We start from the raw sequence: 22,206 nt of genomic DNA on the forward strand, positions 1-22,206 counted from the left end.
GGCGCCGCCGTCGCCGGGTCGTGGCGACGGCGGCGGGCGGCGGCTCAGGCCAGGTTCGACGAGCGGGGGTACGCGTCGGCCGGGTCGGTCAGCACGTTGACCAGGTACGGCACGCCGGCGTCGAAGGCCCGCCGCAGGGCCGGCCCGAGGTCGCCGGCCTTCGCCACCGTCTCGCCCGCGCCACCGAGGGCGCTCACCACCTGGTCGTAGCGGAGCTCCGGCTGGAGGTCGGCGGCGACGTCGTAGCCGTACATGGCGCGCATCGGGTGCTTCTCCAGGCCCCAGATGCCGTTGTTGCCGACCACGATCACCACCGGCAGTTTCTGCCGGGCGAGGGACTCCACGTCCATCAGCGAGAAGCCGGCCGCGCCGTCGCCCATGAGGACGCAGATCTGCCGGTCGGGGTGGCTGACCCGGGCGCCCATCGCGTAGCCCATGCCGGTGCCGAGGCAGCCGTACGGGCCGGGGTCGAGCCAGGTGCCCGGCTGCGCGGGCTCCAGGTAGCGGCCGGCGTACGAGACGAAGTCGCCGCCGTCGCCGATGGTGATGGCGTCGCGGGCGAGGACCTTGCGCAGCTCGCCGTAGACCCGGGCGGGACGGATCGGGTCGGTCTCGGCGGCCATCTCCTCGGCGTCGCGCGCCTTCGCGGCGTCCTCGGCCGTACGCAGCTCCGCGATCCAGTCGGCGTGGTCGACCCGGTCGCCGGCGTGGTCGGCCCACGCGGCGAGGACCAGCCGGAGGTCGCCGGCGGGGGCGGCGGCCGGCTGGACGTGCCCGGCCCGCTGGCTGGGCGCGTCGACGACGTGCACCACCTTCGCGTCGCCGAAGTCGCCGAAGCTGAGCCGGAAGTCGAGCGGGGTGCCGATCACCACGACCACGTCGGCGCCCTTCAGCGCGACCCGGCGCGCCTTGGCGAAGGCGAGCGGGTGCTCGGGCGGCAGCGCGCCCCGGCCCATGCCGTTGGTGAAGACCGGCACTTGGAGCGCCTCGGCGGCCGCGCGCAGGGCGTCGACGGCGTCCCCGGCGTAGACGTCCGAGCCGGCGATGACCACCGGGCGGCTGGCGGCGGCGATCAGGCCGGCCGCCTTCGCCACCTCGTCCGGGTCGGGCTCGACCGGCACGATGCCCGGCAGGGCGGGCAGCTCGGCGTCGGAGACGGAGAAGACCGCCTCCAGGGGGAAGTCGAGGAAGACCGGGCCCCGGTGCGGGGTGAGCGCGGTGGTCAGCGCCGAGGTCACCGCGCGCGGGATGTCGTCGGGGCTGAACACCGTCTCGGCGTGCTTGGTGACCGGCGCGACCAGCGGCAGGTGGTCCATCTCCTGGAGGCTGCCCGAGCCCCAACGGAACTGCGGGGCCCGCCCGCCCAGCACCAGCACGGGCGAGGCGTTGAAGTATGCGCTGGTCAGGCCGGAAATGCCGTTGGTGACGCCGGGGCCGGCGGTGAGCACGGCGAGGCCGGGGCGGCGCTGGAGCTTCGCCACCGCCTCGGCGGCGAAGACCGCCGACTGCTCGTGCCGCACGTCGTAGATGGGGAAGCCGCCCTTGTGCGCGGCGTCGTAGAGCGGGAAGACGTGCCCGCCGGAGAGGGTGAACATCTCCCGCACCCCGTACGCGCGCAGCGCCGCGAGCGCGAGCTCCCCGCCGTGACCTTCGATCCGCTCCGTCATCGCCGCTTTCCCTTCGTCCGCATGACCGGAGTCACACGCTACTCATCGGTAGGCAGAATGTGAACAGGCCTCGCCTCGGCGGCCGGCGGGCGGGCCCGCCGGCCCCGACGCCGGGTCAGCGGCCGGTGAAGTCCGGCTTGCGCTTCGCCACGAACGCCGCCATGCCCTCACGCCGGTCGTCGGTGGCGAAGAGCGCCGCGAAGAGCTGGCTCTCCCACGCCAGGCCGGAGTTCAGGTCCATGTCCAGGCCGCCGTCCACCGCGAGCTTCGCGGCGCGCAGGGCCTGCACCGGGCCGGTGAGGTACGGACGGACCAGCTCGACCGCGGTCTCGTAGACCTCGGCGGCCGGGGCGACCCGGTCGGCCAGCCCGATGCGCAGCGCCTCCTGGGCGTCCACCATCCGGCCGGACATGATCAGGTCCTTGGCGCGTGCCGGGCCGACCAGGCGGGCCAACCGCTGCGTGCCGCCCGCGCCGGGGATGATGCCGAGCTTGATCTCCGGCTGGCCGAGCTTGGCGTCCTCGGCCACCACCCGCCAGTCGCACGCCAGCGCCAGCTCGCAGCCGCCGCCGAGCGCGTAGCCGGTGATCGCGGCGACGACCGGCTTGGGGATGCGGGCGATCGCGCCGAGCGCGCTGGACAGGTCGGCCGCCCGGTCCGCCATGTCCACGTACGACATGTCGGCCATCTCCTTGATGTCCGCGCCGGCGGCGAAGACCTTCTCCCCGCCGTACACGATGACGGCCCGGACCCCGGGGTCGGCGGTGGCCGCCGCGGCCGCGCCGCGCAACTCCTCCTGCACCTGGGTGTTGAGCGCGTTCATCGGCGGCCGCTCCAACCGGATGGTGCCGATGCCGTCCTTGGTCTCCAGCCGCACGAACTCGCCCACGCTGACCCTCACTTCCTCGTCGAAGTCGCGAGCCAACCTTACGGCCCGGCCCGTCGGGGTAAGTAGTGTGGTCTGCAGGCCCGCCACCGGGAGAACCGCCATGATTACTTACTACGACGACAGGTCGGTGCAGGTCACCTCCGCCGCCGTCCGCGTCGACGGCCGCACCTTCCGGCTGGCCGACATCAGCATGGTGTGGCACCGGCGCGGCAGTCGTTCGTGGCGGGTGCTCGCCGGCCGGGGCGCGGTCGGCGCGGCGCTGGCCGGCCCCCTGGTGGCCGCCGCCCTGGGCATCGCGCTGGCACTGCGACTGGACCGCTCCCTCACCGTCACCGTCGCCATCGTCGGCGCCTCGGTGCTGGTCGGGCTCGCCGTCGGGCCGGTCGCCGACTTCCTCTTCGAGCACCTGGACCGCTCGTACGCCCGCGGCAGCCGGCAGCTGGAGATCTGGGCCCGCTGGCGCGGCCAGCCCGTGCGGCTGCTGTGTACCCGCGACGCGCTGCGCTTCGGGCAGATCTACCGTGCCGTGCAGCGGGCGGTGGAGGCCGGCCAGCCGGTGGCGCCCCGCCGCCGCTAGCACTCGATCGGCTCGTCCGGCGACACTCCCAGGCCGCACAGCGGCCCGACCAGGCTCCCTGGGTCGTCGCACGGCCCCGGGCACGCACGGCCCCAACGGACGGAGCGGGTCACGACGGCCGGGCCGCGGTCGCCGGGCCGCGGTCGCCGGGCCGCGGTCGCCGGGCCGCGGTCGCCGGGCCGCGGTCGCCGGGCCGCGGTCGCCGGGCCGCGGTCGCCGGGCCGCGGTCGCCGGGCCGCGGTCGCCGGGCCGCGGTCGCCGGGCCGCGGTCGCCGGGCCGCGGTGGCAGCGACACCACTTCGTGCGCCCTTTCGAGCTGATGTCGTAAACGATTCACGGACGGCGAAGCCACCCCCGCACCAGAACGTCGTGGACGACTCACCGGAGGAAGGCGGCCCTCGATCCAGCGCCGTTGCGAGCGATCCGGATTCCTGCACCGTCGCGCCCCACCGCCGGGCGCGCCACACGAAGGCTGCCCCCGCCAGCGCCCTCCCGACAAGCCGCCGAACAAAAGCGGCCCCCGCGCCAGCGCCCTCCTCACAAGCCGCCGAACGAAAGCGGCTGCCCCCGCCAGCGCCCTCCTCACAAGCCGCCGAACGAAAGCGGCTGCCCCCGCCAGCGCCCTCCTGACAAGCCGCCGAACGAAAGCGGCTGCCCCCGCCAGCGCACTCGTGACAAGCCGCCGGACGAAAGCGGCCCCCGCGCCAGCGACGCCGTCGACGAACCCGCCCGACGAACATGTTCCGAGGGCTGTGATGTCGCAGACGATTCAGCTCGACAGGGCGCGAACGGTCACCCCGCCGTCGGACGGGAACGCGACGCGGCACTCGCGGCCGATCGCCCGCGGGTGGTTAGGCTTAGTGATGACCCTCTATTACCGGGACGACGCGGTGCAGGTGACCTCGGAGTCGATCCGGGTGGGAGGCCACGCCGTCCCGATCGCCGACGTGACGTACGTCTGGCACGCGCAGGGCCCGAAGACGCTGGCGGTCAGGGGGCGGGTGCTGGGGCGCGGCGTCCTGGTCCTGCTTCTCTCGCTGCCTCCGCTGGTCGCGGTCGTCTGCGTTTTGTCGCTGGCCTGGTCGGCGCAGGACCGGGGCGAGTGGCAGCTGGCGCTGGTCATTCTCGCGGCGTGCGCGGTCGGCGCGCTGGCCCTGACCCCGTTCCTGGAGATCCCGCTCGGCTGGCTAGACCGCTCCTACGAGCGGGGCAGCAAGGTGCACGAACTCTGGGTGCAGCACCACGGCCGCGAGGTGCTGCTGCTGCGCACGCCGGACGCGCTGCGGTTCGGGCAGATCTACCGGGCGGTCCAGCGGGCGGTCGAGCGGCACACGGATCCCTGACCCCGGGTCGGCAGGCCGCCGTCACACGGTCGACGCGCCGTCGGCCCTCGGTCGGCAGGCCGCCGTCACGCGGCCGGTCCGCCGCCGGTGCCGCCACCCGTCCCGTCCGGCGGTCCGGGCGCGGGGGACGCACACTTGGTGCCATGGTGATTCCCCTCCCCCGGCCCGCCGCGGTCGTCGGCCTGACCCGCTCCGCCCTCGACCAGGCCCTCGGCTCGGCGGCCTCGTTCGCCGCGGTGCCGGCCCGCGCGTTCGCCGTGCTCGACTCGGTGGAGGCGCTGCTGCGCCGGATCGGCGGCGTGGTGGACCGGGTCGACGGCCTCGTGGACCGGGCCGAGCAGACACTCGACCGCACCGACCGGGTGCTCACCGACGCCGAGGCCGCGGTGCGGGAGGTGGCCGTGATCAGCGCCGCCGCGACCACCGCGATCGGGACCGCGACCGAGGTGGCGACCGCCGCGTCCGTCGTGCTCGGCGAGGTCGAACAGGTGTCGGCCGCCGCCGCCACGGTCGTCGGCGAGGCGGACAAGGTGGCCCGCACGGCGGGCGCGGTGGTCGCCGAGGCCGAGGCGGTGGCCGGCCGGGCGGCCGGCACCGTGGGCACGGCTGCGGAGGCGGCGGCCACTGCCGCCGAACTGCTGACGGCGTACGAGCCGGCGCTGCGCCGGGCGGTCCCGATGGCGACCCGGTTCATCGAGCAGCTCAGCCACGAGGAGGTGACCGCCGCGATCCGCCTCGTCGACGAACTGCCCAAGCTTCGGCAGCACCTGACGGCGGACATCCTGCCGATCCTGGCCACCCTGGACCGGGTCGGCCCGGACCTGCACGACCTGCTCGACGTCACCCGCGACCTGAAGCTCGCCGTCGCCGGCATCCCCGGGCTGGGCATGCTCCGCCGCCGGGGGGAGAAGCTCACCGACGACGTGGAGGCGTGAGCGGCCCCGCGCGACCCAGCCGTCGGTCGATGGGTCGGGTCAGGCGGGCACGTAGAGTTCGTCGATCTCGGCCCGGGTGGGCAGCGCCACCGAGGCGCCGAGCCGGCGGGCGCAGGCCGCCCCGGCCGCCGCCGCCCAGCGCACCGCGTCGACCACGTCGCGGCCCTCGCCCCAGGCGACCGCGAGCGCGGCGGTGAAGGCGTCCCCGGCGGCGGTGGAGTCCACCACGTCGACCTTGACCGCGGGTACGTGCACGGCCGTGCCGTCCCGGTCGCCGTACCAGGCGCCCTCCGCGCCGAGGGTGAGCACCGCCCTGGGCGCCAGGTCGAGCAGGGCCGCCGGGGCGTCCCGGCCGCGCCCGGTCAGCGCCTGCGCCTCGGTCTCGTTGACCACGAGCAGGTCCGTCGCCGCGAGCAGCTCCGGGGGCACCGGCACGGCCGGGGCGGCGTTGAGCACCACCCGGGTGCCGGCCGCGCGGGCCACGGCCGCCGCCCGGGTCACCGTGTCGACCGGGATCTCCAGCTGCGCGAGCAGCACGTCCGCCTCGCGTACGGCGGTCAGCTCCGGGTCGGTGAGGTCGGTCATCGAGGCGTTGGCACCGGGGGTGACCAGGATGGCGTTCTCGCCCTGCGCGTTGACCATCACCAGCGCCACCCCGGACGCGCCGTAGGTGGTGCGGAGGTGGCCGGTGTCGACCCCCGCGGCGGCGATCCGGGCACGCAGGGTGACGCCGAACGCGTCGGAGCCGATCGCCCCGAGGAACGCGCAGGAGGCGCCGGCGCGGGCCGCGGCGATGGCCTGGTTGGCGCCCTTGCCGCCGGGCACCATGACGAAGCCGGCGCCGAGCAGCGTCTCCCCCGGCCGGGGCAGGGCGGGTGCGGTGCCCACCAGGTCCATGTTGGCGCTGCCCACCACGACGACCCGGGTCTGCCGCATCGCCACCTCCTCCCCGCCGCCGGAACGCTGCGGCGAAGTCTAGGACCCCGGGAACGGCCCCCGTCCCGACCCGTGACCGCCCGGCTCAGGCGGCGCGAACGGGTCAGGCAGCGCGAACGGGTCAGGCGGCGCGAACGGGTCAGGCGGCGCGGGCGGTGTACCGGTCGCCGGAGCGCTCGACCACCAGCGGCAGCCCGAAGGTCTTGGAGAGGTTGTCCCCGGTGAGCGTGTCGCCGAGCAGCCCCTGGGCCACCACCTGGCCCTCGCGCAGCAGCAGCGCGTGGGTGAAGCCGGGCGGGATCTCCTCCACGTGGTGGGTGACCAGCACCAGCGCCGGGGCGTCCGGGTCGTACGCCAGCTCGGCCAGCCGGGCCACCAGGTCCTCCCGCCCACCCAGGTCGAGCCCGGCGGCGGGCTCGTCGAGGAGCAGCAGCTCCGGGTCCGTCATCAGCGCGCGGGCGATCTGCACCCGCTTGCGCTCGCCCTCGGAGAGGGTGCCGTAGGTGCGGTCGGCGAGGCCGCCGACGCCGAGCTGGCCCAGCAGCGCGCGGGCGCGGGCCTCGTCGGACGTGTCGTAGCTCTCCCGCCAGCGCCCGAGCACCGACCAGGCGGCCGTGACCACCACGTCGCTGACCCGCTCGTCGGCGGGCACCCGCTCGGCGAGCGCGGCGGTGGAGAGGCCGATGCGGGTGCGCAGCTCGTTGACGTCGGTGCGGCCGATCCGTTCGCCGAGCACGTGGGCGGCGCCGGTCGTCGGGTGCAGCCGCCCGGCGGCGAGGTTGAGCAGTGTCGTCTTTCCGGCGCCGTTGGGCCCGAGCACCACCCAGCGCTCGTCCAGCTCGACCCGCCAGTCCACGTCGTGCAGCAGCGCCGTGCCGGAGCGGCGCACACCGACGCCGTCGAGGCTGATCACCAGATCCGCGTCACCAGTCACCCGCCCATCCAACCACGCACCGCCGGGACGCCCCCCACGGGCGGCGCCCGGGTCATAGGGTGGGGCGCCGTGTCGTTGGTCACCAGTGGCGGAGGAGGGTCCATGCCCGGTCGGAACCCGGAGCCGCGCCGGTGAGCGCGGTCATCGAGATCGAGGGCCTGCGCAAGGCGTTCCACAGCCTGCGGCGGGGGCGCCGGGTGGCGGTCGACGGTTTCGACCTGCTCGTGGAGTCCGGCCAGATCCACGGGTTCCTCGGCCCCAACGGGTCGGGGAAGACCACCACGCTGCGCGCCCTGCTCGGGCTGGTACGCGCCGACGCCGGCCGGATGACCGTGCTGGGGCGGACGTCGCCGGAGCAGTTGCCCCAGGTGGCCGGGCGGGTCGGGGCGATCGTGGAGAGCCCGCAGTTCTTCGGCAACTTCACCGGCCACCGCACGCTGCGCCTGCTCGCCAGGGCCGGCGGTGTGCCGGTCGCCCGGGTCGACGCGGTGCTGGAGCAGGTGGGCCTGCGGGACCGGGGCGACGAGCGGGTCAAGGGCTACTCGCTGGGCATGAAGCAGCGCCTGGCGGTGGCCTCGGCCCTGCTCAAGGACCCGGAGCTGCTGATCCTCGACGAGCCGGCGAACGGGCTGGACCCGGCCGGCATCCGGGAGATGCGGGACCTGATGCGCTCGCTGGCCGAGGCCGGCGTGACGGTGCTGGTCTCCAGCCACATCCTGGCCGAGATCCAGCTGATCTGCGACCACGTCACGATCATCTCGCGGGGTCGCCGGGTGGCCGCCGGGCGGGTCGACGAGGTGCTGGCCGGCTTCGACCGGCACGAACTGCTGGTACGGGTGGACGAGCCGGCGCGGGCGGCCGAGCTGCTGACGGCGGCGGGGCTGACGGTGACCGGCGACGGCGACCACCTGGTGGTGGGCGACGTCGACGACGCCGCGACGGTCAGCCGGACGCTGGGCGAGGCGGGCCTGTGGGTACGCGAGCTGACCCCGCTGCGGCCCGACCTGGAGAGCGCCTTCCTCGAGCTGACCGGCGCGCCGGCGCACCCGGCGGTGCCCCGGCAGGTCGACGAGACGGTGCTGCCCGACCAGCGCGACCGGGAACCGGTGATCGACCTCGACGCGAAGGGAGTGGACGCGTGAACCTGGTCCGTGCCGAGCTGGAGCGTCTCGGCGCCCGACGCTTCGTGCAGCTCATGCTGGTCCTGCTGGTGCTCGCGTTCGGTGTCACCGCGGCGACCACCCTGGCCGGCTCGCACCGGCCCACCGCGGAGGAGGTCCTCGACGCCGAGCAGCAGGCCGCGGCGGCGCGCCAGCAGCTGGAACGCACCCACCAGCTGTGCCTGGACCGGCAGCGGGGCGTCCTGCGACCGGGCGAGGCGCAGGTGTACCTCCCGGACGACTGCGGCGAGGTCGACCCGGCCCGGATGGAGCGGGCTCCGGTGGCCGCCGACTACCTGACGGGGGTGTTCACCTTCGCCTCGGAGGCCGAGCCGCTGCTCTACTTCCTCATCGCGTTCCTGGTGCTCTTCGGGTTCCTGGTGGGCGCCTCCTACATCGGCGCCGACCTGAACTCCGGCGGGGTGGTCAACCTGCTGCTCTGGCGGCCCCGGCGGCTGACGGTGCTCGGCGCCAAGCTGGGCACGCTGCTCGGCGCGACGGCGCTGCTGTCGCTCGTCGCCTCCGCGGCGTACCTCGGGGCGTTCTGGCTGATCGCCCAGGTCGCGGGGCGGCCCGGGCGGCTCGACGGGGAGTTCTGGCAGTCGCTGGGCGCGGTCTGGGGGCGCGGCGTGCTGCTGGCGCTGCTGTTCACCGCGGCGGGTTTCGCCGTCGCCACCCTGGGCCGCCACACGTCTGCGGCGCTCGGTGCGGTCGCCGGCTACCTCGTGGTGTGGGAGCTGGGGGCGCGGCTGGTGATGGAGATCCTGGACGTCGTCAAGGTCGAGCGGTACATGCTCTCCAGCTACGTGGCCGCCTGGCTGAACGGCGGCGTCGACTTCTGGGACGACGCCTGCGCACCGACCGCCACCGTGTCGTGCAGTGCCTTCTACACGGTGACCTGGCAGCCCGCGCTCGTCGTGCTGCTCGGGCTCACCGGCGCGTTGACCGCGGCGGCCTTTGCGGTGTTCCGTCGGCGCGACCTGATGTGACCTGCCACGTCGCCCGCTCCCGATGCGGCAAGACCTTGCAGCATCGGGGGCGGTGATGAAGAATTCCTTCACATGACGCCCGGCCCGCTCCGACCCCGCCGGACCGGGTTCCCGGCACCCGGCGCGCACCTCGCGGAGACGGCACCCGCCGCGCATGGCCAGAAGGTGACCGCCGCGCGTCGCGCGCCGGCGGCGCTCGCCGCACACCGCGCGGGGGCGGCACCCGGCGCGCACCGCGCGGGGGCGGCGCCCGGCACGCCGCCGGGCGGAGCGGGGTCAGCCGACCGTCGAGCCGAAGACCTCGTCGCGCACCGCGTCCAGCGCCGTGCGCAGCGCGCCGCGCAGGATCGGCTCCTCGGTCAGCCCGGTCGGCACCACCCGGGGGCGGACCAGCGTGATCGCCGCGACCTCGTGCTGCACCCGCTCCGCCAGCGCCGCCCCGCCCGCCTGGCCGACCTCGCCGGCCAGCACCACCAGCGGCGGGTCCAGCACCACGCAGGTGCTCGCCACGCCGAGCGCCAGCCGGCGGGCCACCTCGTCGAGCATCGGGCCGCCGGCCGTGCCGTCGGCGACCGCCGCCCGCACCGCGGCGGCGCCGCTGCCGTCCGGGTAGCCGTGCGCGCGGGCCAGCTCGCGGACCGCGTCCGCGCCGATCAACTGCTGGAACGCCGGCTTCGCCCGGCGGGAGACGTCCCGCGGGATGGGCGCCCCGGGCACCGGCAGGTAGCCGATCTCGCCGGCGGCGCCGCTGCTGCCGTGGTGCAGCCGGCCACCCAGCACGATCGCCAGGCCGACGCCGGCGCCGACCCAGACCAGCACGAAGTCCGTCAGCCCCCGGGCCGCGCCCGACTGCGCCTCGGCGACGGCGGCCAGGTTGACGTCGTTCTCGAAGACCACCGGGGTGTGCAGGTCCTCCCGGAGGGCGGCGAGCAGGCCGCTGTGCCAGCGCGGCAGGTTGAACGCGAAGGTGATGTCGCCGGTGCCCGGGTCGACCAGGCCGGGGGTGCCCAGCACGATCCGCCGTACGCTCGAAAGCTGCGCCCCGGCGCTGCTCGCGGCCTGCACCACCGCGTTGTGCACCACGCCGACCGGGTCGTCGGTGTCGTGGGTCGACTGCTCGACGCGGCCGATCACCGCCCCGGTGATGTCCGCGCAGGCGGCGACCACCCGGTCGGCGCCGACGTCCACCCCGACCACGTGCGCGCTGCCCGGCCGCACGGCGTAGAGCTGGGCGTTCGGCCCCCGCCCGCCGGCCTGCTCGCCGACCCGGGTGACCAGACCGCGCTCCTCCAGCCGCTCGACGAGCTGGGACGCCGTGACCTTGGACAGCCCGGTCAGCTCGCCCAGCCGGGCGCGGGTGAGCGGCCCCTGCTCCAGCAGCAGCTCCAGCGCCGCGCGGTCGTTGAGCGCCCGCAACAGACGGGGGGTGCCGGGCAGCCGGGTCGAACTCATGCCACGTCCTCTAGTTTTGTTAAACCTTGCTAACTGTAAACGGACCTGCAAACGGGTAGCCGTAGCGTAACGGCCGCCCGGGACCGGGGCGCTCGGCCGACAGGTCGCCGACCGCCACCGGTACGACATCCGTGCCGTCGGGCACCGAAAGGGGAAGATCACGTGGGGCTCGATCCAGGACTGCGCCGGCTCGCGCTCGGCACGCTGCTCGCCGCGTACCCGGGGCCGATCCCCCCGGACTGGGCGGTCGACCTGGTGGCCGAGGGGCTCGCCGGGCACACCCTGTTCGGCACCAACGTCCACGACCCGGGGCAGGTGGCGGCCAGCACGGCGGCCCTGCGGGCGGGCCGGCCGGACGTGCTCGTCGCCATCGACGAGGAGGGCGGCGACGTCACCCGGCTGGCGCACGCCACCGGCAGCCCGTACCCGGGCAACGCGGCGCTCGGCGCGATCGACGACGTGGCGCTGACCCGGCGGGTCTACGAGGCCATCGGCGCGGAGCTGGCCGGCCTCGGCATCACCGTCGACCTCGCCCCCACCGTGGACGTCAACACCGCCGACGAGAACCCGGTGATCGGCACCCGGTCGTTCGGCGCCGACCCGGTGCGGGTCGCCGCGCACTCCGCCGCTGCGGTGGCCGGCCTCCAGGCCGCCGGGGTGGCCGCCTGCGCCAAGCACTTCCCGGGGCACGGCGCGACGGTCGCCGACTCCCACTACGAGCTGCCCACCGTGGACGTGCCGCTCGACGTGCTGCGCGAGCGCGACCTGCCGCCCTTCGCCGCGGTCGTGGCGGCCGGCGCGCAGGCCGTGATGACCGCGCACATCCGGGTGCCGGCGCTGACCGGCGACGGGCCCGCCACGTTCAGCCGGAGGGTCCTGGTCGACCTGCTGCGCCACGAGTACGGCTTCACCGGCGCCGTCATCACCGACGCGCTGGAGATGAAGGGCGCCGCGGTGGCCGCCGGTGGGGTGGGCCCGGCCGCCGTACGGGCCCTCGCCGCCGGCGCCGACCTGCTCTGCATCGGAGCCCAGGTCGACGCCGAACTGGTCGAGCGGGTGGTCGAGGAGATCGTCGGGGCGCTCGCCGACGGCCGCCTGGAGCGGGCCCGGGTCGAGGAGGCGGCCGGGCGCGTCGCGGCGCTCGCGGCCTGGACCCGGGCCACCGGCGCGGCCCCGGCCACCCCCACCACGCTCGGGTACGCCGCCGCACGGCGCGCCGTCCGCGTGGAGGGCGAGCTGTCCGCGCTGGACCGTCCGCTGGTGGTCCAGCTGCACACCGCCTCGACCATCGCCGAGGGGCGGGTGCCGTGGGGCCTGGGCCCGCACCTCGACGGCGTGCAGGAGCTGCGGGTGGTCGCCGCCGAGACCGACGCGGCGGCCCTGCGCCGGCTCGCCGGGGACCGGCCGATCGTGCTGGTCGGGCGGCACCTGCACCGCCTGCCGGGCGGCCCCGAACTGGTGACCGCGCTGGCCGCCGCGCACCCGGTGACGGTGGTCGAGATGGGCTGGCCGGCCCGCTGGCGGCCGGCGGGCGTACGGGCGTTCGTCACCACGTACGGCGCGAGCCACGCCAACGGCCGGGCGGCGGCCGAGGTGCTCGGCCTGGCCGGCTGACGCGGGCCGCCACCGACGCCCGACCCGGGGCGCAGCCGGTGCGCGCCGGGCGGCTTTGGCGGGCGCGACACGACCGGCGCGCCCCGGGCGGGCGTGGCGCAGCCGGTGCGCCTCAGGCGGGCGTGGCGCATCCGGTGCGCGCCGGGCGGCTTTGGCGGGCGGGGGCGGGGTATGCCACCGGAATGACCGCGATCGAGCCCTGGCACCGGGCGCTGGCCGATCTCCTGTCCCTGTCGCACCGGCTGCCACCGGACCAACTGCCCGTGGCGGTCAACGACGCGCTCCGGCCCCTGGGCGCGGCGGTGACCGTCTACCTGGTCGACGCCGAGCAGCGCGACCTGCGTCCGCTGCCGGAGCGGGGCCGGCCGACGCCGGATCCGTTGCCGATCGACAGCAGCCTGGCCGGTCGCGCGTTCACACAGGTCGAGGTGCACGCCGGGCAGGGGCCGCCGCCCCGGCTCTGGGTGCCGGTCGTCGACGGCACCGACCGGCTGGGGCTGCTGGAGGTGTTCCCCCCGGCCGGGACCGACCTCGCCGACGAGGGGGTCCGCGACGGCTGCCGCCTCGTCTCCGGCATGGTCGGCCACCTGGTCACCAGCAAGGGCACGCACGGGGACACCCTGCACCGGACGCGTCGCAGCCGCCCGATGGGGGTCTCGGCCGAGCTGCTCTGGCAACTGCTGCCGCCGCTGACCTTCGCCGCCTGGGACACCACCGTCAGCGCCCTGCTCGAACCCTGCTACGAGGTCGGCGGCGACGCGTTCGACTACGCGGTGGACGGCGGCGTCGTGGCACTGGCGATCCTCGACGGGGTCGGGCACGGCCTACCGGCGGTGCTGACCACCTCGGTCGCGCTGGCGGCGCTGCGGGCGGCCCGGCGCACCGGCTCGGACCTGCCGGGGCTGGTGCGCGCGGTCGACGCCGCGATCGCCGCGCAGTGGCGGGACGCGCGGTTCGTCACGGCGGTGCTCGCCGAGTTCGACACCGACACCGGGCTGCTGCGCTACGTCAACGCGGGGCACCCGCCGCCGGTCCTGCTGCGCCGGGGCCGGGCCGTGCAGGCGCTCGACGGGGGCCGGCGGCTCCCGCTCGGCCTGCCCGACGACCGGGTCGACGTGGCGGAGACGCGGCTGGAACCCGGTGACCGGCTGCTGCTGCACACCGACGGGGTGACCGAGGCGCGCGACCCGGCCGGCGAGATGTTCGGCCTGCCCCGGCTGGCCGACCTCGCCGAGCGGCACATCGGTTCGGGGCTGCCGGCGCCGGAGATCCTGCGCCGGCTCAGCCACGCGGTGGTCGGGCACCAGGCCGGGCCCCACCAGGACGACGCCACCCTGATGCTCCTCGAGTGGTCGGCCGCGGCCGCCGCCCGCACGCAGCCCTGAGCGGGATCGCTCCGGCCCGCAGGCAGCCGAGCGGGATCAGCCCGGCCCGCACCGGGCCCCGGGGGACCAGGGCCGGGCCCGGGGCTCGACCGGGATCAGTCCAGCCCGCGCCAGCCGCGGGCGACCGAGGGTCGGGCGGCCGCGTCGTCGACGAGCCCGAGCAGCGGGCCGACCCCGGTGATCCGCAGCACCCGCGCCACCACCGGCTGCGGGTTCGCCACCCGCAGCGTCGCGTCGCGCTCCCGGGCCAGGGCGACGCCGTGCACGAGGACGCGTACGCCGCTGGAGTCGAGGAAGCTGACTTCGGCGAGGTCGACGACGACCTCGCGTACGCCGGGCCGGTGCAGCGCGTCGGTGATCGTGTCGCCCAACGCGTCGGCGGTGGCCATGTCGACCTCGCCGGCCGGCCGCAGGAACAACGGCCCCGACTCCGTGTCCCGTCCACCCATCGGGGCCGCCTCACGTCGAGAAGATGCGCCGACCGGCGCGGACCGACCATACCGACCACCACGTCGAACGGCCACACGAACAGCCGCGTCCGCCGTCTTGAACATGTTCAAGAACTATCCTACGCTCACGCCAGGAACTTGAACGCGTTCAAGAGAGGCGTCGGCGATGGACACCAAGGTCTGGATGTACCTGGTCTACCTGGCGGTCAGCATCGGGCTGACCGTGTGGGTGGCCCGGGCGCTCTCCCGCAACGGGCTGGTCTTCCTCGAGGAGGTGTTCGCCGACGAGCGGCTGGCCGGCGCGGTGAACAGCCTGCTCGTGGTCGGCTTCTACCTGCTCAATCTCGGCTACGTCACCGTGGCGATGAAACACCCCGATCCCGTCGCGTCCACCGCCCAGGCCATGGAGGAGCTGTCCCTCAAGATCGGCCTGGTGCTGCTGGTGCTGGGTGCGCTGCACTTCTTCAACGTCTTCGCGCTCGGCCGGTACCGCCGGGGCCGGCTGCGCCAGCTCGCCACTCAGCCCCCGCTCGCCCCGGTCGGCCGGCTGCCGATGCCCCCCGCGCCGCGCGGCCCCCACCCGACCGCCACCGCCGGCCCCCGCCCTGTCGGCAACCCGCACCCCGTCGGCAACCCGCACCCCGCTGCCGGCCCGCAGCCCGCCGCCGGCCCGCACCCCGTCGGCGATCCGCAGCCCGCCGGTCCGGACGGGGCGGCCGAGGGCGGCCCGGGCACCCCGCCGGTCCGATGACCATCCCGCCCGACCGGGGCGCGGGCCGGGTTCCGGACGCCACCGCGCACGGGGGCGGTGGCGTCCGGAGCTTCACCGTCCTCTACGACGCGCACTGCCCGCTGTGTCGCGCCGCCCGCCGCTGGCTGGCGTCCCGCGCCCAGCTCGTACCCCTGGAGTTCGTGCCGGCCGGTTCGGCGCAGGCCCGACGGCGCTTCCCGGGCCTGGACCACGACGCGACGCTGCGCGACCTCACCGTGGTGGCGGACACCGGCGAGGTGTACGCGGGAGACGGCGCCTGGTTCGCCTGCCTCTGGGCGCTGGCCGACCACCGGGGCACCGCCGAGCGGCTGGCGCGCCCGCACCTGCTGCCGCTCGCCCGCCGGGTGGTCGCCGCCGCCTCGGCGGCACGCGAACGCGTCCGCGATCCGTCGGCGGAGCCGGTCGACGAGCCGGCGGGATACGGTGACCCCGATGACCGAGCAGACTGCGCCGACGACCGCTGCGGGTGAGCCGGCCACCGCCCGGGGCGAGCAGACGCGGCAGCTCATCCTGGACACGGCGATGCGGCTGTTCCGCGAGCGGGGGTACGCCCGGACCACCATGCGCGCCATCGCCCAGGAGGCCGGGGTCGCGGTGGGCAACGCCTACTACTACTTCGGCTCGAAGGACCACCTGATCCAGGAGTTCTACGCCCGGGCCCAGGTCGAGCACCGGGCGGCGGCGCGACCGGTGCTCGACCGGGAGTCCGACTTCGCCGCGCGGCTCGCCGGGGTGCTGCACGCCGGTGTGGACGTGCTCACCCCGTCGCACGACTTCGCGGCCAGCTTCTTCAAGACCGCGGCGGAGCCGACCTCGCCGCTGAGCCCGTTCTCGGAGGAGTCGTCCGCGCCCCGGCGGGCGGCCGTCGACCTCTTCGCCGAGGTGCTCGACGGCTCCACGGCGAGGGTGGACGCGGAGCTGCGTCCCCACCTGCCCGAGCTGCTCTGGCTGGCGTACATGGGCGTGGTCCTCTACTGGGTCCACGACCGGTCCCCGGGGCAGGCCAAGACCCGGAAGCTCATCGACGGCGCGGTCCCCCTGATCGACCGGCTGGTGGGGCTGTCCCGGCTGCGGGTGCTGCGCCCGGTCACCCGGCAGGTCCTGGACCTCATCCGCACGCTGCGTCACTGACCCGCCGCGTCACCTGACAGCGCTCCGCCGCAGGTCAAGTCCGCTTCTGGACAGTCTGAACCACCGGTCGGAGTCTTGCCGAACCTCGCACCGACACATAGCGTGATCGGCACGGACGACGACCGGCCCCGCACCGCCACCGCGGGGCACGGGACCTGGGGGGAGGCTGCGGACCGTGGATCCGGCCCGGGATCCACGGTCCGCGCCCTGCCGTCCCCGCCCCGCCGTCGCCCTCGGTCGCGCAGGCGCACCGGGCCGTCGCTCTCGGTCGTGGCGGCGGCGCCACCCGCCACGCGCCTCGGTCAGGGCGGGTACACCCCGAACGACCGCCAGCCCCGGTCGGGGAAGCCCGCCGCTGCGGCGACCCGCGCCGAGGCGAGGTTGGCCTGGTCGTGCAGGTAGGTCGGGACCGCGCCCTCGTCGAGCACCCGGCGGGCCGCCTGCGCGACCAGCCGCCGGGCCAGGCCCTGCCCCCGCGCCGCCGGCGTCGTCCCCACCGCCAGCTCGTGGCCGTACGCGTCGTGCCGCTTGATGCCCACCCCGGAGAGGTAGCGGCCACGCTCGTCGCGGACCACCAGCACGGGCCGGTCGAAGAGCCGGAGCCAGGACGGCAGCCCCCGCGTGCCCGGGGACACCCACTCCCCCACGTCGGGCAGCGGGGTCGGGGCCACGCTCCACCGGAAGACGTCGTCGTGGACCGCCCAGCCGGGCTGGCCGACCGCCCGGGGCAGCTCGGGCAGCAGCCGCCCCGCCCGCCGGCAGGCCAGCTCCCGGACGGCGCCCACCCGGTCCGGCGGCACGGAGAGCACGGTGCTCGCCCCGGCCACGACCGCGATCGCGGGCCGCAGCCGGCCGTCCCAGGCCGGCCGGGCCCGCCGGTGCGACCCGACCACATGCAGGCCGGGGCCCGCCGGCCACTGCCCCAGCCAGCTCGCCAGGTGCAGGTGCAGCCGCCGGTCGAGCATGGGGTCACCTTTCCGGGTCCGCCGAGGGCGCCCGCCCGCCCCGGGGGCCGCCCGCCGTGCCGGGCCGGGCGCCGTCCGCGCCCCGGCCCGTCCGTCGATCACCGTACGCCGGACGACCGGCGCCCGCGCGCGGTCCCGTTCAGTGCCGAGCGTGCCCGGCGTGGCCGCCCTCGCGCCCCGTGTGTCCATGCTCGCGCCCGGCGCGACCGCCCGCGTTGCCGCCGTGGCCCGCCTCGTGGCCCACGTGACCGTGCTCGTGGCCCACGTGACCGTGCTCGTGCCCCGTCGCGTGCCCGGCCCGACCGGCCGCGTGGCCGGCGTGGCTCGCCTCGTGACCGCTCCCGTGCCCGGCGTGACCGCTTCCGTGCCCGGCGTGGTAGCGGTGGGTGACCGCGTGGCCCTGGCCGCGCGCGATCAGCGCCCGGTTGACCGGCACGGTGACCACGAAGGCCACCGCGAGCGCGCCCGCCAGGCTGGCCCAGAACACCCAGCTCGTCAGGCCGGCCTCCATCGCGCCGGGGATGGCGAGCATGACGCCGTTGTCGACCACCTCCATCACCGCGATGCTCACCGTGTCGGCCACCAGCGCCACCTTGATCGCCGTGCGCAGCGGTACGCCGGAGCGCAGCACCGGCCGGATCGTCAGCGAGTAGCCGAAGAGGAAGGCGAGGCCGACCGCGAGGGCGATGGTGGCGAGGTCGGACCAGCCGAGGGCGGTGCCGATCACCATGCCGAGGACCTCGCCGATGGCGCAGCCCGTGAGGCAGTGCAGGGTCGCCGTTATCGCCAGCCGGGTCAGATTCGCGTTCGTCATGCCCGAGACCATATACCCCTAGGGGGTATATGCCAAGAGACGTCCGCCACCTTCCGGCCGCGACGGGGAGGCGTCGGCGCACGATGGGGACGGGCGCCGGAACCCGCGACCGACGCTCCGGTTGAAGAGCGTCAGGCCGGGCACCACGTACGGACCACCGCCGATGGATGCCACGAGATCCGGCCGCGATTTCCGGGAACCCGACGCACCGATCGACCGTCATATCGATTTCCATACATGTACAACTTTTTTTGGGACGGTTATGGTCATGCCGAATCAGCCGAATGACCGGTACCAGCAGGACACCGAGCGACTCTGGCGCGCCCCCGAGGACGCCGGACGGTTTCCCGCCCAGCCGCCGTACCGGGGCAACCGCGGCGAGGCGCTCTCCTGGGGCGAGCTCAACCGGCTGCCGGCCGGCGCCTCCACCCGCCGCAACCTGAACCCGCGCTGATCCGCGCCCCGTTCGGCGGCGGCGACACACCCGGGCGGTCCAGCGGAGGCTTTCGCACACCTGTCGGGTAATTTCTTCTGGTCCACAACCCCGGCCCCGACAGGAGAAGCACCGCGCATGGGCAAGAAGACGATCCACGTCTCCGACTTCAGCGGCACGGTGATCCAGCCCGACGACGAGGTGGTCCGCGTCGTCGTCCTGGAGCACCCTGACCTGGTGGCCGGGCCCGTGCGACTGGACGCCACCCCGGTCGAGGTGGAGAGCATCGACGACGCCGCGCTCGACGTGGCGGTGGTCGAGATCCACGACCGACACGGCGACGGCGAGCCCCGGCGGGTGGTGCTGACCGCGAGTGAGTTCGACGCCATGGCCACCGACGTGCCGATGGCGCAACTGCTCAGGACCGCCGAGCGGGTCCGCCCGCCGAAGGCCCGCAAGAGCGCCGAGAAGATCGACTACGGCACCATCGAGCACGCCGGCAAGCCGCACCGGGGCCGGGTCACCGACGAGGAGGCCCGGCTGGTGCGCGAGCAGCTCGACGAGGTCAACAAGCGCCTCGCCGACGCGGGGATCCGCCAGATCGACCCGGCCGACCCCGAGCACGCCGCCCGGTACGGCTTCCCCGCCGCCCTCTGACGGGCCCGTCGACACCGCCGCCGGGGCCGCCGTGACGGCAGCCCCGGCGGCACAGACACCCGTCGAACGGCGCGAACTCCGCGGCAGCCCCGGCGGAGGCACGCGTCGAACGGCGCGAACTCCCGTCGTCGCGGCAGCCCCGGCGGAGGCACCCTCGAACGGGCGCGATCGCCGCCTCCGCCGGAACCGGGGAGCGCGGCGCCCGCGTCAGCCCTGGGCACCCTTCGTGATCGCCTCCAACGCCGCGACGAGCGTCGACTCGGCGGCGGCCTTGTCGGCGACGGGGCGGCGCGCCGCCATCGCCGACGACGGGGCGGCGCGCCGCCGACCGGTCAGGCCGCGCTTCCGGCCGCCCGCAGGCTGGCCGGGCGCATGTCCGTCCACACGTTCTCGATGTGGGTCAGGCACTCCTCGCGCGAGCCGCGGACGTCCATCGTCCGCCACCCCTGCGGGACCGGCCGGTCCCCCGGCCAGATCGAGTACTGCTCCTCCGCGTTGCGGACGACGACGTACTGCTCCGCCTCGAAACTCATCCCGCGTCTCCCCGTCACGAACCCGTCGATGAGATCACTGGTACCGGACGACCCTATGCCAGCCGACGCGACCGGGGCAACGACGTCCTTCACTCGATGCCGGTGCGGGCGGGCGGCCCGGCCCCCGCGCCGGCGGCAGCTCGCTCCCGGGCGCGGGCGAGCGGCCCGGCCCCCGCGCCGGCGGTGCTCAGTCACCGGCGCCGTCGGGCCGCTGCGCGTCCTCGGACAGCGGCCGGACGAGCAGCTCGAACGCCTCGGCGTACCAGGTCTCCGGCACCGACTCGGGGTCGACCAGGCGCTGGATGCTCAGCCCGATGTCCAGCCCCAGCAGCAGCGTCGCCGTACGCGCCACCAGCGCCGGATCCGGCCCGTCGGCCCGGGCGGCCAGGTGGGCGGCGATGCCGGCGCGGGTGCGGCGCAGCGCCTCGATGTAGCGCGGGCGCACCCTCGGGTTGCGCATGGCCGCGATCCAGAACTCCATCATGAGCAGCGCGAAGTCGGCGTTCTCCCCGGCCCGGTCGCCGGTGGAGTTGGCCGAGCTGAGGGCGGCGAACGCCTGCACCATGTCGGTCTCGCCCGCGGTGACCTCGGTCAGGTCGGTGCCGATGATGTCGAGCTGCCGGTCCAGCAGGGCGAGGATGATGTCCTCCTTGTTGCGGAAGCTGGAGTACACCGCCCCCTTGGTCAGGCCGGCCGCCGCGGCGATGTCGTCCAGTGAGGCCGCCGGTCCCCGCTCCGCGAGCAGCCGCTGCGCCGCGTCGAGCAGGCGATTGCGGTTCTGCCGTTGCCGCTCCTGGCGCCCCATCCGTTCCATCAGGCGACTCTCCCGTCATTCCGCTTGACCGCAATCTCCACATTCCGCATACTCGGCGGTATCTGAATACCGACCAGTATCGGAGATGTCATGGTGCTGCGTGTGGACCATGTCTGCAAGGAGTATCGCGGAGGGGTGCGGGCCAACGACGACATCAGCATCCGGGTGAACGCCGGCCAGGTCTACGGCCTGCTCGGCCACAACGGCGCCGGCAAGACCACGCTGGTCAACCAGGTCGCCGGGCTGATCCGCCCGACCAGCGGCACGATCCGCATCGGCGACGGCGACCCGGTCGCCGACCCCGGGTTCGCCCACCGGGTCTGCTCGGTGCAGCCGCAGGCCCAGGTGCCGCTGATGGGCGTCACGCCCCGCCAGGCCATCACCCTGGTCGCCCGGATCCGGGGCGCCGGCCGGGCCGAGGCGGCCACCGCCACCCAGCGGCTGCTCGAGGCCCTGGACATCACCGAGTGGGCCGACACCCCGGCCGAGCGCCTCTCCGGCGGCGTCCGGCGCCTCGCCGCGTACTGCCTCGCCGCCGTGCGGCCGGGCCAGGTGATCGTGCTCGACGAGCCCAGCAACGACGTCGACCCGGTGCGCCGGCGGCTGCTGTGGCAGCAGGTCCGGTCGCTCGCCGACGACGGGGCGGCCGTCCTGCTGGTCACCCACAACCTCACCGAGGTCGAGCGGATCCTCGACCGGCTCTCGGTCCTGGCGCACGGCCGGGTGGTCGCCGAGGGCACCGTCGCCGACCTGCGCGCCGGGGCCGGGCCGGCACTGCGGCTCGACGTCAGCCTGTCGGCCGGCACCGAGGAGCCCGCCGTGCCGGCGTTCGCCGCGCAGCCGCCGCGCCGCGACCGCCAGCGGCTGGTGTACGCCCTCGACACCGCCGAGGCCGTGGCCGCCACCGAGTGGGCGGCGCGCATGCAGGCCGCCGGCGCCGTCGAGGACTTCTCGCTCTACCCGATGCGGGTCGAGGACATCTACCTCGCCCTGGAGGAACACCAGCCGGCGACCGACGAGGAGGTCAACGATGTCGTGGCTCCGTAGCTACGCCCTGCTGCTGCGCTGGAACGCGCTGCGGCTGCGCTTCCTGCTCCCGCTCTTCGCGATCGTCTCCGCCGGGCTCTCCGTCGGCATCATCGTCGGCTTCGCGTACCTGCTGCCCGACGTGGACGCGACAAGCGCCGCGTTCCTCGCCACCGGCGGCCCGACCATCGGGCTCATCACCGTCGGCCTGGTGATGGCCCCGAACATGGTGGCGCAGAGCAAGTTGCAGGGCAGCTTCGAGTTCGACCAGACGCTGCCCGTCCCACCGCTGGCCTCCGTCGCCGCCGGAGTCACCGTGTGGATCCTGGGCGCGCTGCCCGGGCTCGTGCTGTCGCTGGTCGTCGCCGCGTTCCGCTTCGACCTGCGACTGGACCCGAGCCCGCTGGTGATCCCCGCCGCCCTGCTCGTCGCCCTGACCGCCACCACGCTCGGCTACGGGCTGGCCCACGCCCTCCCGCCCGCAGCGGTGGGGCTGGTGACCCAGCTCGTCGTCTTCGTCACGCTGATGTTCTCCCCCGTCAACTTCCCCGTCGACCGGCTACCCGGCTGGTTGCAGGCCGTGCACGTCGTGCTCCCGTTCCAGTACATGGCGCAGAGCGTGCGCGAGTCACTCGTCGGCGGCATCAGCGGCACCCCGTACCTCGTCATGGGCGCGTGGTGCCTGGTCGGTCTCGTGGTGACCTACCGGCTGATCGTCCGCCGACCCTGAC

At 75.3% G+C, this 22,206-nt stretch carries 24 protein-coding genes; 14 read left to right on the forward strand and 10 right to left on the reverse strand.

Translation table 11 applies throughout. The features are described from left to right. Positions 1-44 precede the first annotated feature (44 nt). Positions 45-1,667, reverse strand: coding sequence for an acetolactate synthase (locus GA0070606_RS09770; RefSeq protein ID WP_091096982.1), 1,623 nt, complete (start codon positions 1,665-1,667; stop codon positions 45-47). 115 nt (positions 1,668-1,782) lie between these two features. Beyond that, a complete protein-coding gene (locus GA0070606_RS09775; protein ID WP_091096984.1) occupies positions 1,783-2,556 on the reverse strand; it encodes an enoyl-CoA hydratase-related protein in 774 nt (257 codons plus the stop codon). 100 nt (positions 2,557-2,656) lie between these two features. Here GA0070606_RS09775 and GA0070606_RS09780 point away from each other — a divergent pair, with 100 nt between their 5' ends. The 3 genes from GA0070606_RS09780 (at position 2,657) to GA0070606_RS09795 (ending at position 5,411) form a co-directional block, all read left to right on the forward strand. Continuing rightward, positions 2,657-3,133 carry a DUF6232 family protein gene (locus GA0070606_RS09780; protein WP_091096986.1) on the forward strand — a complete coding sequence of 159 codons (477 nt, stop codon included), beginning with the start codon at positions 2,657-2,659 and terminating at the stop codon, positions 3,131-3,133. Between the two features lie 863 nt (positions 3,134-3,996). Continuing rightward, positions 3,997-4,476, forward strand: a complete 480-nt coding sequence (locus tag GA0070606_RS09790; protein ID WP_091096990.1) for a DUF6232 family protein — start codon at positions 3,997-3,999, stop codon at positions 4,474-4,476. Positions 4,477-4,619: 143 nt separating this feature from the next. After that, complete coding sequence (locus GA0070606_RS09795) at positions 4,620-5,411, forward strand: hypothetical protein (protein ID WP_091096992.1); 792 nt, start codon at positions 4,620-4,622, stop codon at positions 5,409-5,411. A gap of 39 nt (positions 5,412-5,450) precedes the next feature. Here the strand turns inward: GA0070606_RS09795 and GA0070606_RS09800 are convergent, their stop codons facing one another. Further along, positions 5,451-6,347, reverse strand: a complete 897-nt coding sequence (locus GA0070606_RS09800) for a ribokinase (RefSeq protein ID WP_091096994.1) — start codon at positions 6,345-6,347, stop codon at positions 5,451-5,453. 139 nt (positions 6,348-6,486) lie between these two features. Beyond that, a complete protein-coding gene (locus GA0070606_RS09805; RefSeq protein ID WP_091096996.1) occupies positions 6,487-7,293 on the reverse strand; it encodes an ABC transporter ATP-binding protein in 807 nt (268 codons plus the stop codon). 119 nt (positions 7,294-7,412) lie between these two features. Here GA0070606_RS09805 and GA0070606_RS09810 point away from each other — a divergent pair, with 119 nt between their 5' ends. Continuing rightward, positions 7,413-8,423, forward strand: a complete 1,011-nt coding sequence (locus tag GA0070606_RS09810) for an ABC transporter ATP-binding protein (RefSeq protein WP_091096997.1) — start codon at positions 7,413-7,415, stop codon at positions 8,421-8,423. After that, positions 8,420-9,430, forward strand: a complete 1,011-nt coding sequence (locus GA0070606_RS09815) for an ABC transporter permease subunit (RefSeq protein WP_091096999.1) — start codon at positions 8,420-8,422, stop codon at positions 9,428-9,430. The genes GA0070606_RS09810 and GA0070606_RS09815 overlap by 4 nt, the downstream gene beginning before the upstream one ends. 276 nt (positions 9,431-9,706) lie before the next feature. On the opposite strand, the gene GA0070606_RS09820 is transcribed toward GA0070606_RS09815, so the two are convergent. Beyond that, positions 9,707-10,882 carry an ROK family transcriptional regulator gene (locus GA0070606_RS09820; RefSeq protein ID WP_091097001.1) on the reverse strand — a complete coding sequence of 392 codons (1,176 nt, stop codon included), beginning with the start codon at positions 10,880-10,882 and terminating at the stop codon, positions 9,707-9,709. Positions 10,883-11,044: 162 nt separating this feature from the next. On the opposite strand from GA0070606_RS09820, the gene GA0070606_RS09825 reads away from it, so the two are divergent. Together GA0070606_RS09825 and GA0070606_RS09830 are read left to right on the forward strand one after the other, a co-directional pair. Continuing rightward, entirely contained in the window at positions 11,045-12,496 is a 1,452-nt protein-coding gene (locus tag GA0070606_RS09825; RefSeq protein ID WP_091097003.1) for a glycoside hydrolase family 3 N-terminal domain-containing protein, read from the forward strand. A gap of 182 nt (positions 12,497-12,678) precedes the next feature. Then, the gene (locus tag GA0070606_RS09830; protein WP_091097005.1) at positions 12,679-13,881 is read left to right on the forward strand and encodes a PP2C family protein-serine/threonine phosphatase; all 1,203 of its coding nucleotides are present in this window, start codon (positions 12,679-12,681) and stop codon (positions 13,879-13,881) included. A 95-nt stretch (positions 13,882-13,976) separates the two neighbouring features. Here GA0070606_RS09830 and GA0070606_RS09835 read toward each other — a convergent pair whose 3' ends face one another. Further along, positions 13,977-14,330 (reverse strand): STAS domain-containing protein, encoded by a 354-nt coding sequence (locus GA0070606_RS09835; RefSeq protein WP_176737282.1) that lies wholly within the window; start codon positions 14,328-14,330, stop codon positions 13,977-13,979. A 166-nt stretch (positions 14,331-14,496) separates the two neighbouring features. On the opposite strand from GA0070606_RS09835, the gene GA0070606_RS09840 reads away from it, so the two are divergent. From GA0070606_RS09840 to GA0070606_RS09850, 3 genes are read left to right on the forward strand one after another with little or no spacing between them, the layout of a single operon-like run. Further along, positions 14,497-15,081, forward strand: coding sequence for a hypothetical protein (locus GA0070606_RS09840; RefSeq protein WP_245724631.1), 585 nt, complete (start codon positions 14,497-14,499; stop codon positions 15,079-15,081). Then, positions 15,078-15,572 (forward strand): thiol-disulfide oxidoreductase DCC family protein, encoded by a 495-nt coding sequence (locus GA0070606_RS09845; protein ID WP_091097009.1) that lies wholly within the window; start codon positions 15,078-15,080, stop codon positions 15,570-15,572. Before GA0070606_RS09840 ends, GA0070606_RS09845 begins: the two co-directional genes overlap by 4 nt. Then, positions 15,535-16,233 carry a TetR family transcriptional regulator gene (locus GA0070606_RS09850; RefSeq protein ID WP_091097011.1) on the forward strand — a complete coding sequence of 233 codons (699 nt, stop codon included), beginning with the start codon at positions 15,535-15,537 and terminating at the stop codon, positions 16,231-16,233. Before GA0070606_RS09845 ends, GA0070606_RS09850 begins: the two co-directional genes overlap by 38 nt. Positions 16,234-16,535: 302 nt before the next feature. Here GA0070606_RS09850 and GA0070606_RS09855 read toward each other — a convergent pair whose 3' ends face one another. Together GA0070606_RS09855 and GA0070606_RS09860 are read right to left on the reverse strand one after the other, a co-directional pair. After that, positions 16,536-17,198 (reverse strand): GNAT family N-acetyltransferase, encoded by a 663-nt coding sequence (locus GA0070606_RS09855; RefSeq protein WP_091097013.1) that lies wholly within the window; start codon positions 17,196-17,198, stop codon positions 16,536-16,538. Positions 17,199-17,337: 139 nt separating this feature from the next. Beyond that, complete coding sequence (locus tag GA0070606_RS09860; protein ID WP_245724632.1) at positions 17,338-18,012, reverse strand: DUF4396 domain-containing protein; 675 nt, start codon at positions 18,010-18,012, stop codon at positions 17,338-17,340. 268 nt (positions 18,013-18,280) lie between these two features. Between GA0070606_RS09860 and GA0070606_RS09865 the strand changes: the two genes are divergently transcribed. Then, complete coding sequence (locus GA0070606_RS09865) at positions 18,281-18,466, forward strand: DNA repair protein (protein ID WP_091107521.1); 186 nt, start codon at positions 18,281-18,283, stop codon at positions 18,464-18,466. 117 nt (positions 18,467-18,583) lie between these two features. Beyond that, the gene (locus GA0070606_RS09870) at positions 18,584-19,102 is read left to right on the forward strand and encodes a hypothetical protein (protein WP_091097018.1); all 519 of its coding nucleotides are present in this window, start codon (positions 18,584-18,586) and stop codon (positions 19,100-19,102) included. A 332-nt stretch (positions 19,103-19,434) separates the two neighbouring features. Here the strand turns inward: GA0070606_RS09870 and GA0070606_RS09875 are convergent, their stop codons facing one another. Together GA0070606_RS09875 and GA0070606_RS09880 are read right to left on the reverse strand one after the other, a co-directional pair. Beyond that, positions 19,435-19,635 (reverse strand): MbtH family protein, encoded by a 201-nt coding sequence (locus GA0070606_RS09875; protein ID WP_091097020.1) that lies wholly within the window; start codon positions 19,633-19,635, stop codon positions 19,435-19,437. Between the two features lie 187 nt (positions 19,636-19,822). Then, positions 19,823-20,449: a TetR/AcrR family transcriptional regulator gene (locus GA0070606_RS09880; protein ID WP_218106002.1), complete on the reverse strand. Its 627-nt coding sequence runs from the start codon at positions 20,447-20,449 to the stop codon at positions 19,823-19,825. A gap of 90 nt (positions 20,450-20,539) precedes the next feature. Between GA0070606_RS09880 and GA0070606_RS09885 the strand changes: the two genes are divergently transcribed. Together GA0070606_RS09885 and GA0070606_RS09890 are read left to right on the forward strand one after the other, a co-directional pair. Further along, positions 20,540-21,496: an ABC transporter ATP-binding protein gene (locus GA0070606_RS09885; protein ID WP_245724633.1), complete on the forward strand. Its 957-nt coding sequence runs from the start codon at positions 20,540-20,542 to the stop codon at positions 21,494-21,496. Next, on the forward strand, positions 21,480-22,205 hold the full coding sequence (locus tag GA0070606_RS09890) for an ABC transporter permease (protein ID WP_091097021.1): 726 nt from the start codon (positions 21,480-21,482) through the stop codon (positions 22,203-22,205). The genes GA0070606_RS09885 and GA0070606_RS09890 overlap by 17 nt, the downstream gene beginning before the upstream one ends. The last annotated feature ends 1 nt before the right edge of the window (position 22,206 follow it).

The organism is Micromonospora citrea, from assembly GCF_900090315.1.
Classification (GTDB): Bacteria; Actinomycetota; Actinomycetes; order Mycobacteriales; family Micromonosporaceae; genus Micromonospora; species Micromonospora citrea.

Excerpts from the sequence above, each read along its gene's own strand:
- GA0070606_RS09770 (WP_091096982.1), bottom strand. The coding sequence starts at position 1,667 with ATGACGGAGCGGATCGAAGGTCACGGCGGGGAGCTCGCGCTCGCGGCG.
- GA0070606_RS09780 (WP_091096986.1), top strand. The coding sequence starts at position 2,657 with ATGATTACTTACTACGACGACAGGTCGGTGCAGGTCACCTCCGCCGCC.
- GA0070606_RS09790 (WP_091096990.1), top strand. The coding sequence starts at position 3,997 with ATGACCCTCTATTACCGGGACGACGCGGTGCAGGTGACCTCGGAGTCG.
- GA0070606_RS09795 (WP_091096992.1), top strand. The coding sequence starts at position 4,620 with ATGGTGATTCCCCTCCCCCGGCCCGCCGCGGTCGTCGGCCTGACCCGC.
- GA0070606_RS09800 (WP_091096994.1), bottom strand. The coding sequence starts at position 6,347 with ATGCGGCAGACCCGGGTCGTCGTGGTGGGCAGCGCCAACATGGACCTG.
- GA0070606_RS09820 (WP_091097001.1), bottom strand. The coding sequence starts at position 10,882 with ATGAGTTCGACCCGGCTGCCCGGCACCCCCCGTCTGTTGCGGGCGCTC.
- GA0070606_RS09830 (WP_091097005.1), top strand. The coding sequence starts at position 12,679 with ATGACCGCGATCGAGCCCTGGCACCGGGCGCTGGCCGATCTCCTGTCC.
- GA0070606_RS09835 (WP_176737282.1), bottom strand. The coding sequence starts at position 14,330 with ATGGGTGGACGGGACACGGAGTCGGGGCCGTTGTTCCTGCGGCCGGCC.
- GA0070606_RS09840 (WP_245724631.1), top strand. The coding sequence starts at position 14,497 with ATGGACACCAAGGTCTGGATGTACCTGGTCTACCTGGCGGTCAGCATC.
- GA0070606_RS09845 (WP_091097009.1), top strand. The coding sequence starts at position 15,078 with ATGACCATCCCGCCCGACCGGGGCGCGGGCCGGGTTCCGGACGCCACC.
- GA0070606_RS09850 (WP_091097011.1), top strand. The coding sequence starts at position 15,535 with ATGACCGAGCAGACTGCGCCGACGACCGCTGCGGGTGAGCCGGCCACC.
- GA0070606_RS09855 (WP_091097013.1), bottom strand. The coding sequence starts at position 17,198 with ATGCTCGACCGGCGGCTGCACCTGCACCTGGCGAGCTGGCTGGGGCAG.
- GA0070606_RS09860 (WP_245724632.1), bottom strand. The coding sequence starts at position 18,012 with ATGACGAACGCGAATCTGACCCGGCTGGCGATAACGGCGACCCTGCAC.
- GA0070606_RS09865 (WP_091107521.1), top strand. The coding sequence starts at position 18,281 with ATGCCGAATCAGCCGAATGACCGGTACCAGCAGGACACCGAGCGACTC.
- GA0070606_RS09870 (WP_091097018.1), top strand. The coding sequence starts at position 18,584 with ATGGGCAAGAAGACGATCCACGTCTCCGACTTCAGCGGCACGGTGATC.
- GA0070606_RS09875 (WP_091097020.1), bottom strand. The coding sequence starts at position 19,635 with ATGAGTTTCGAGGCGGAGCAGTACGTCGTCGTCCGCAACGCGGAGGAG.
- GA0070606_RS09880 (WP_218106002.1), bottom strand. The coding sequence starts at position 20,449 with ATGGAACGGATGGGGCGCCAGGAGCGGCAACGGCAGAACCGCAATCGC.
- GA0070606_RS09885 (WP_245724633.1), top strand. The coding sequence starts at position 20,540 with ATGGTGCTGCGTGTGGACCATGTCTGCAAGGAGTATCGCGGAGGGGTG.
- GA0070606_RS09890 (WP_091097021.1), top strand. The coding sequence starts at position 21,480 with ATGTCGTGGCTCCGTAGCTACGCCCTGCTGCTGCGCTGGAACGCGCTG.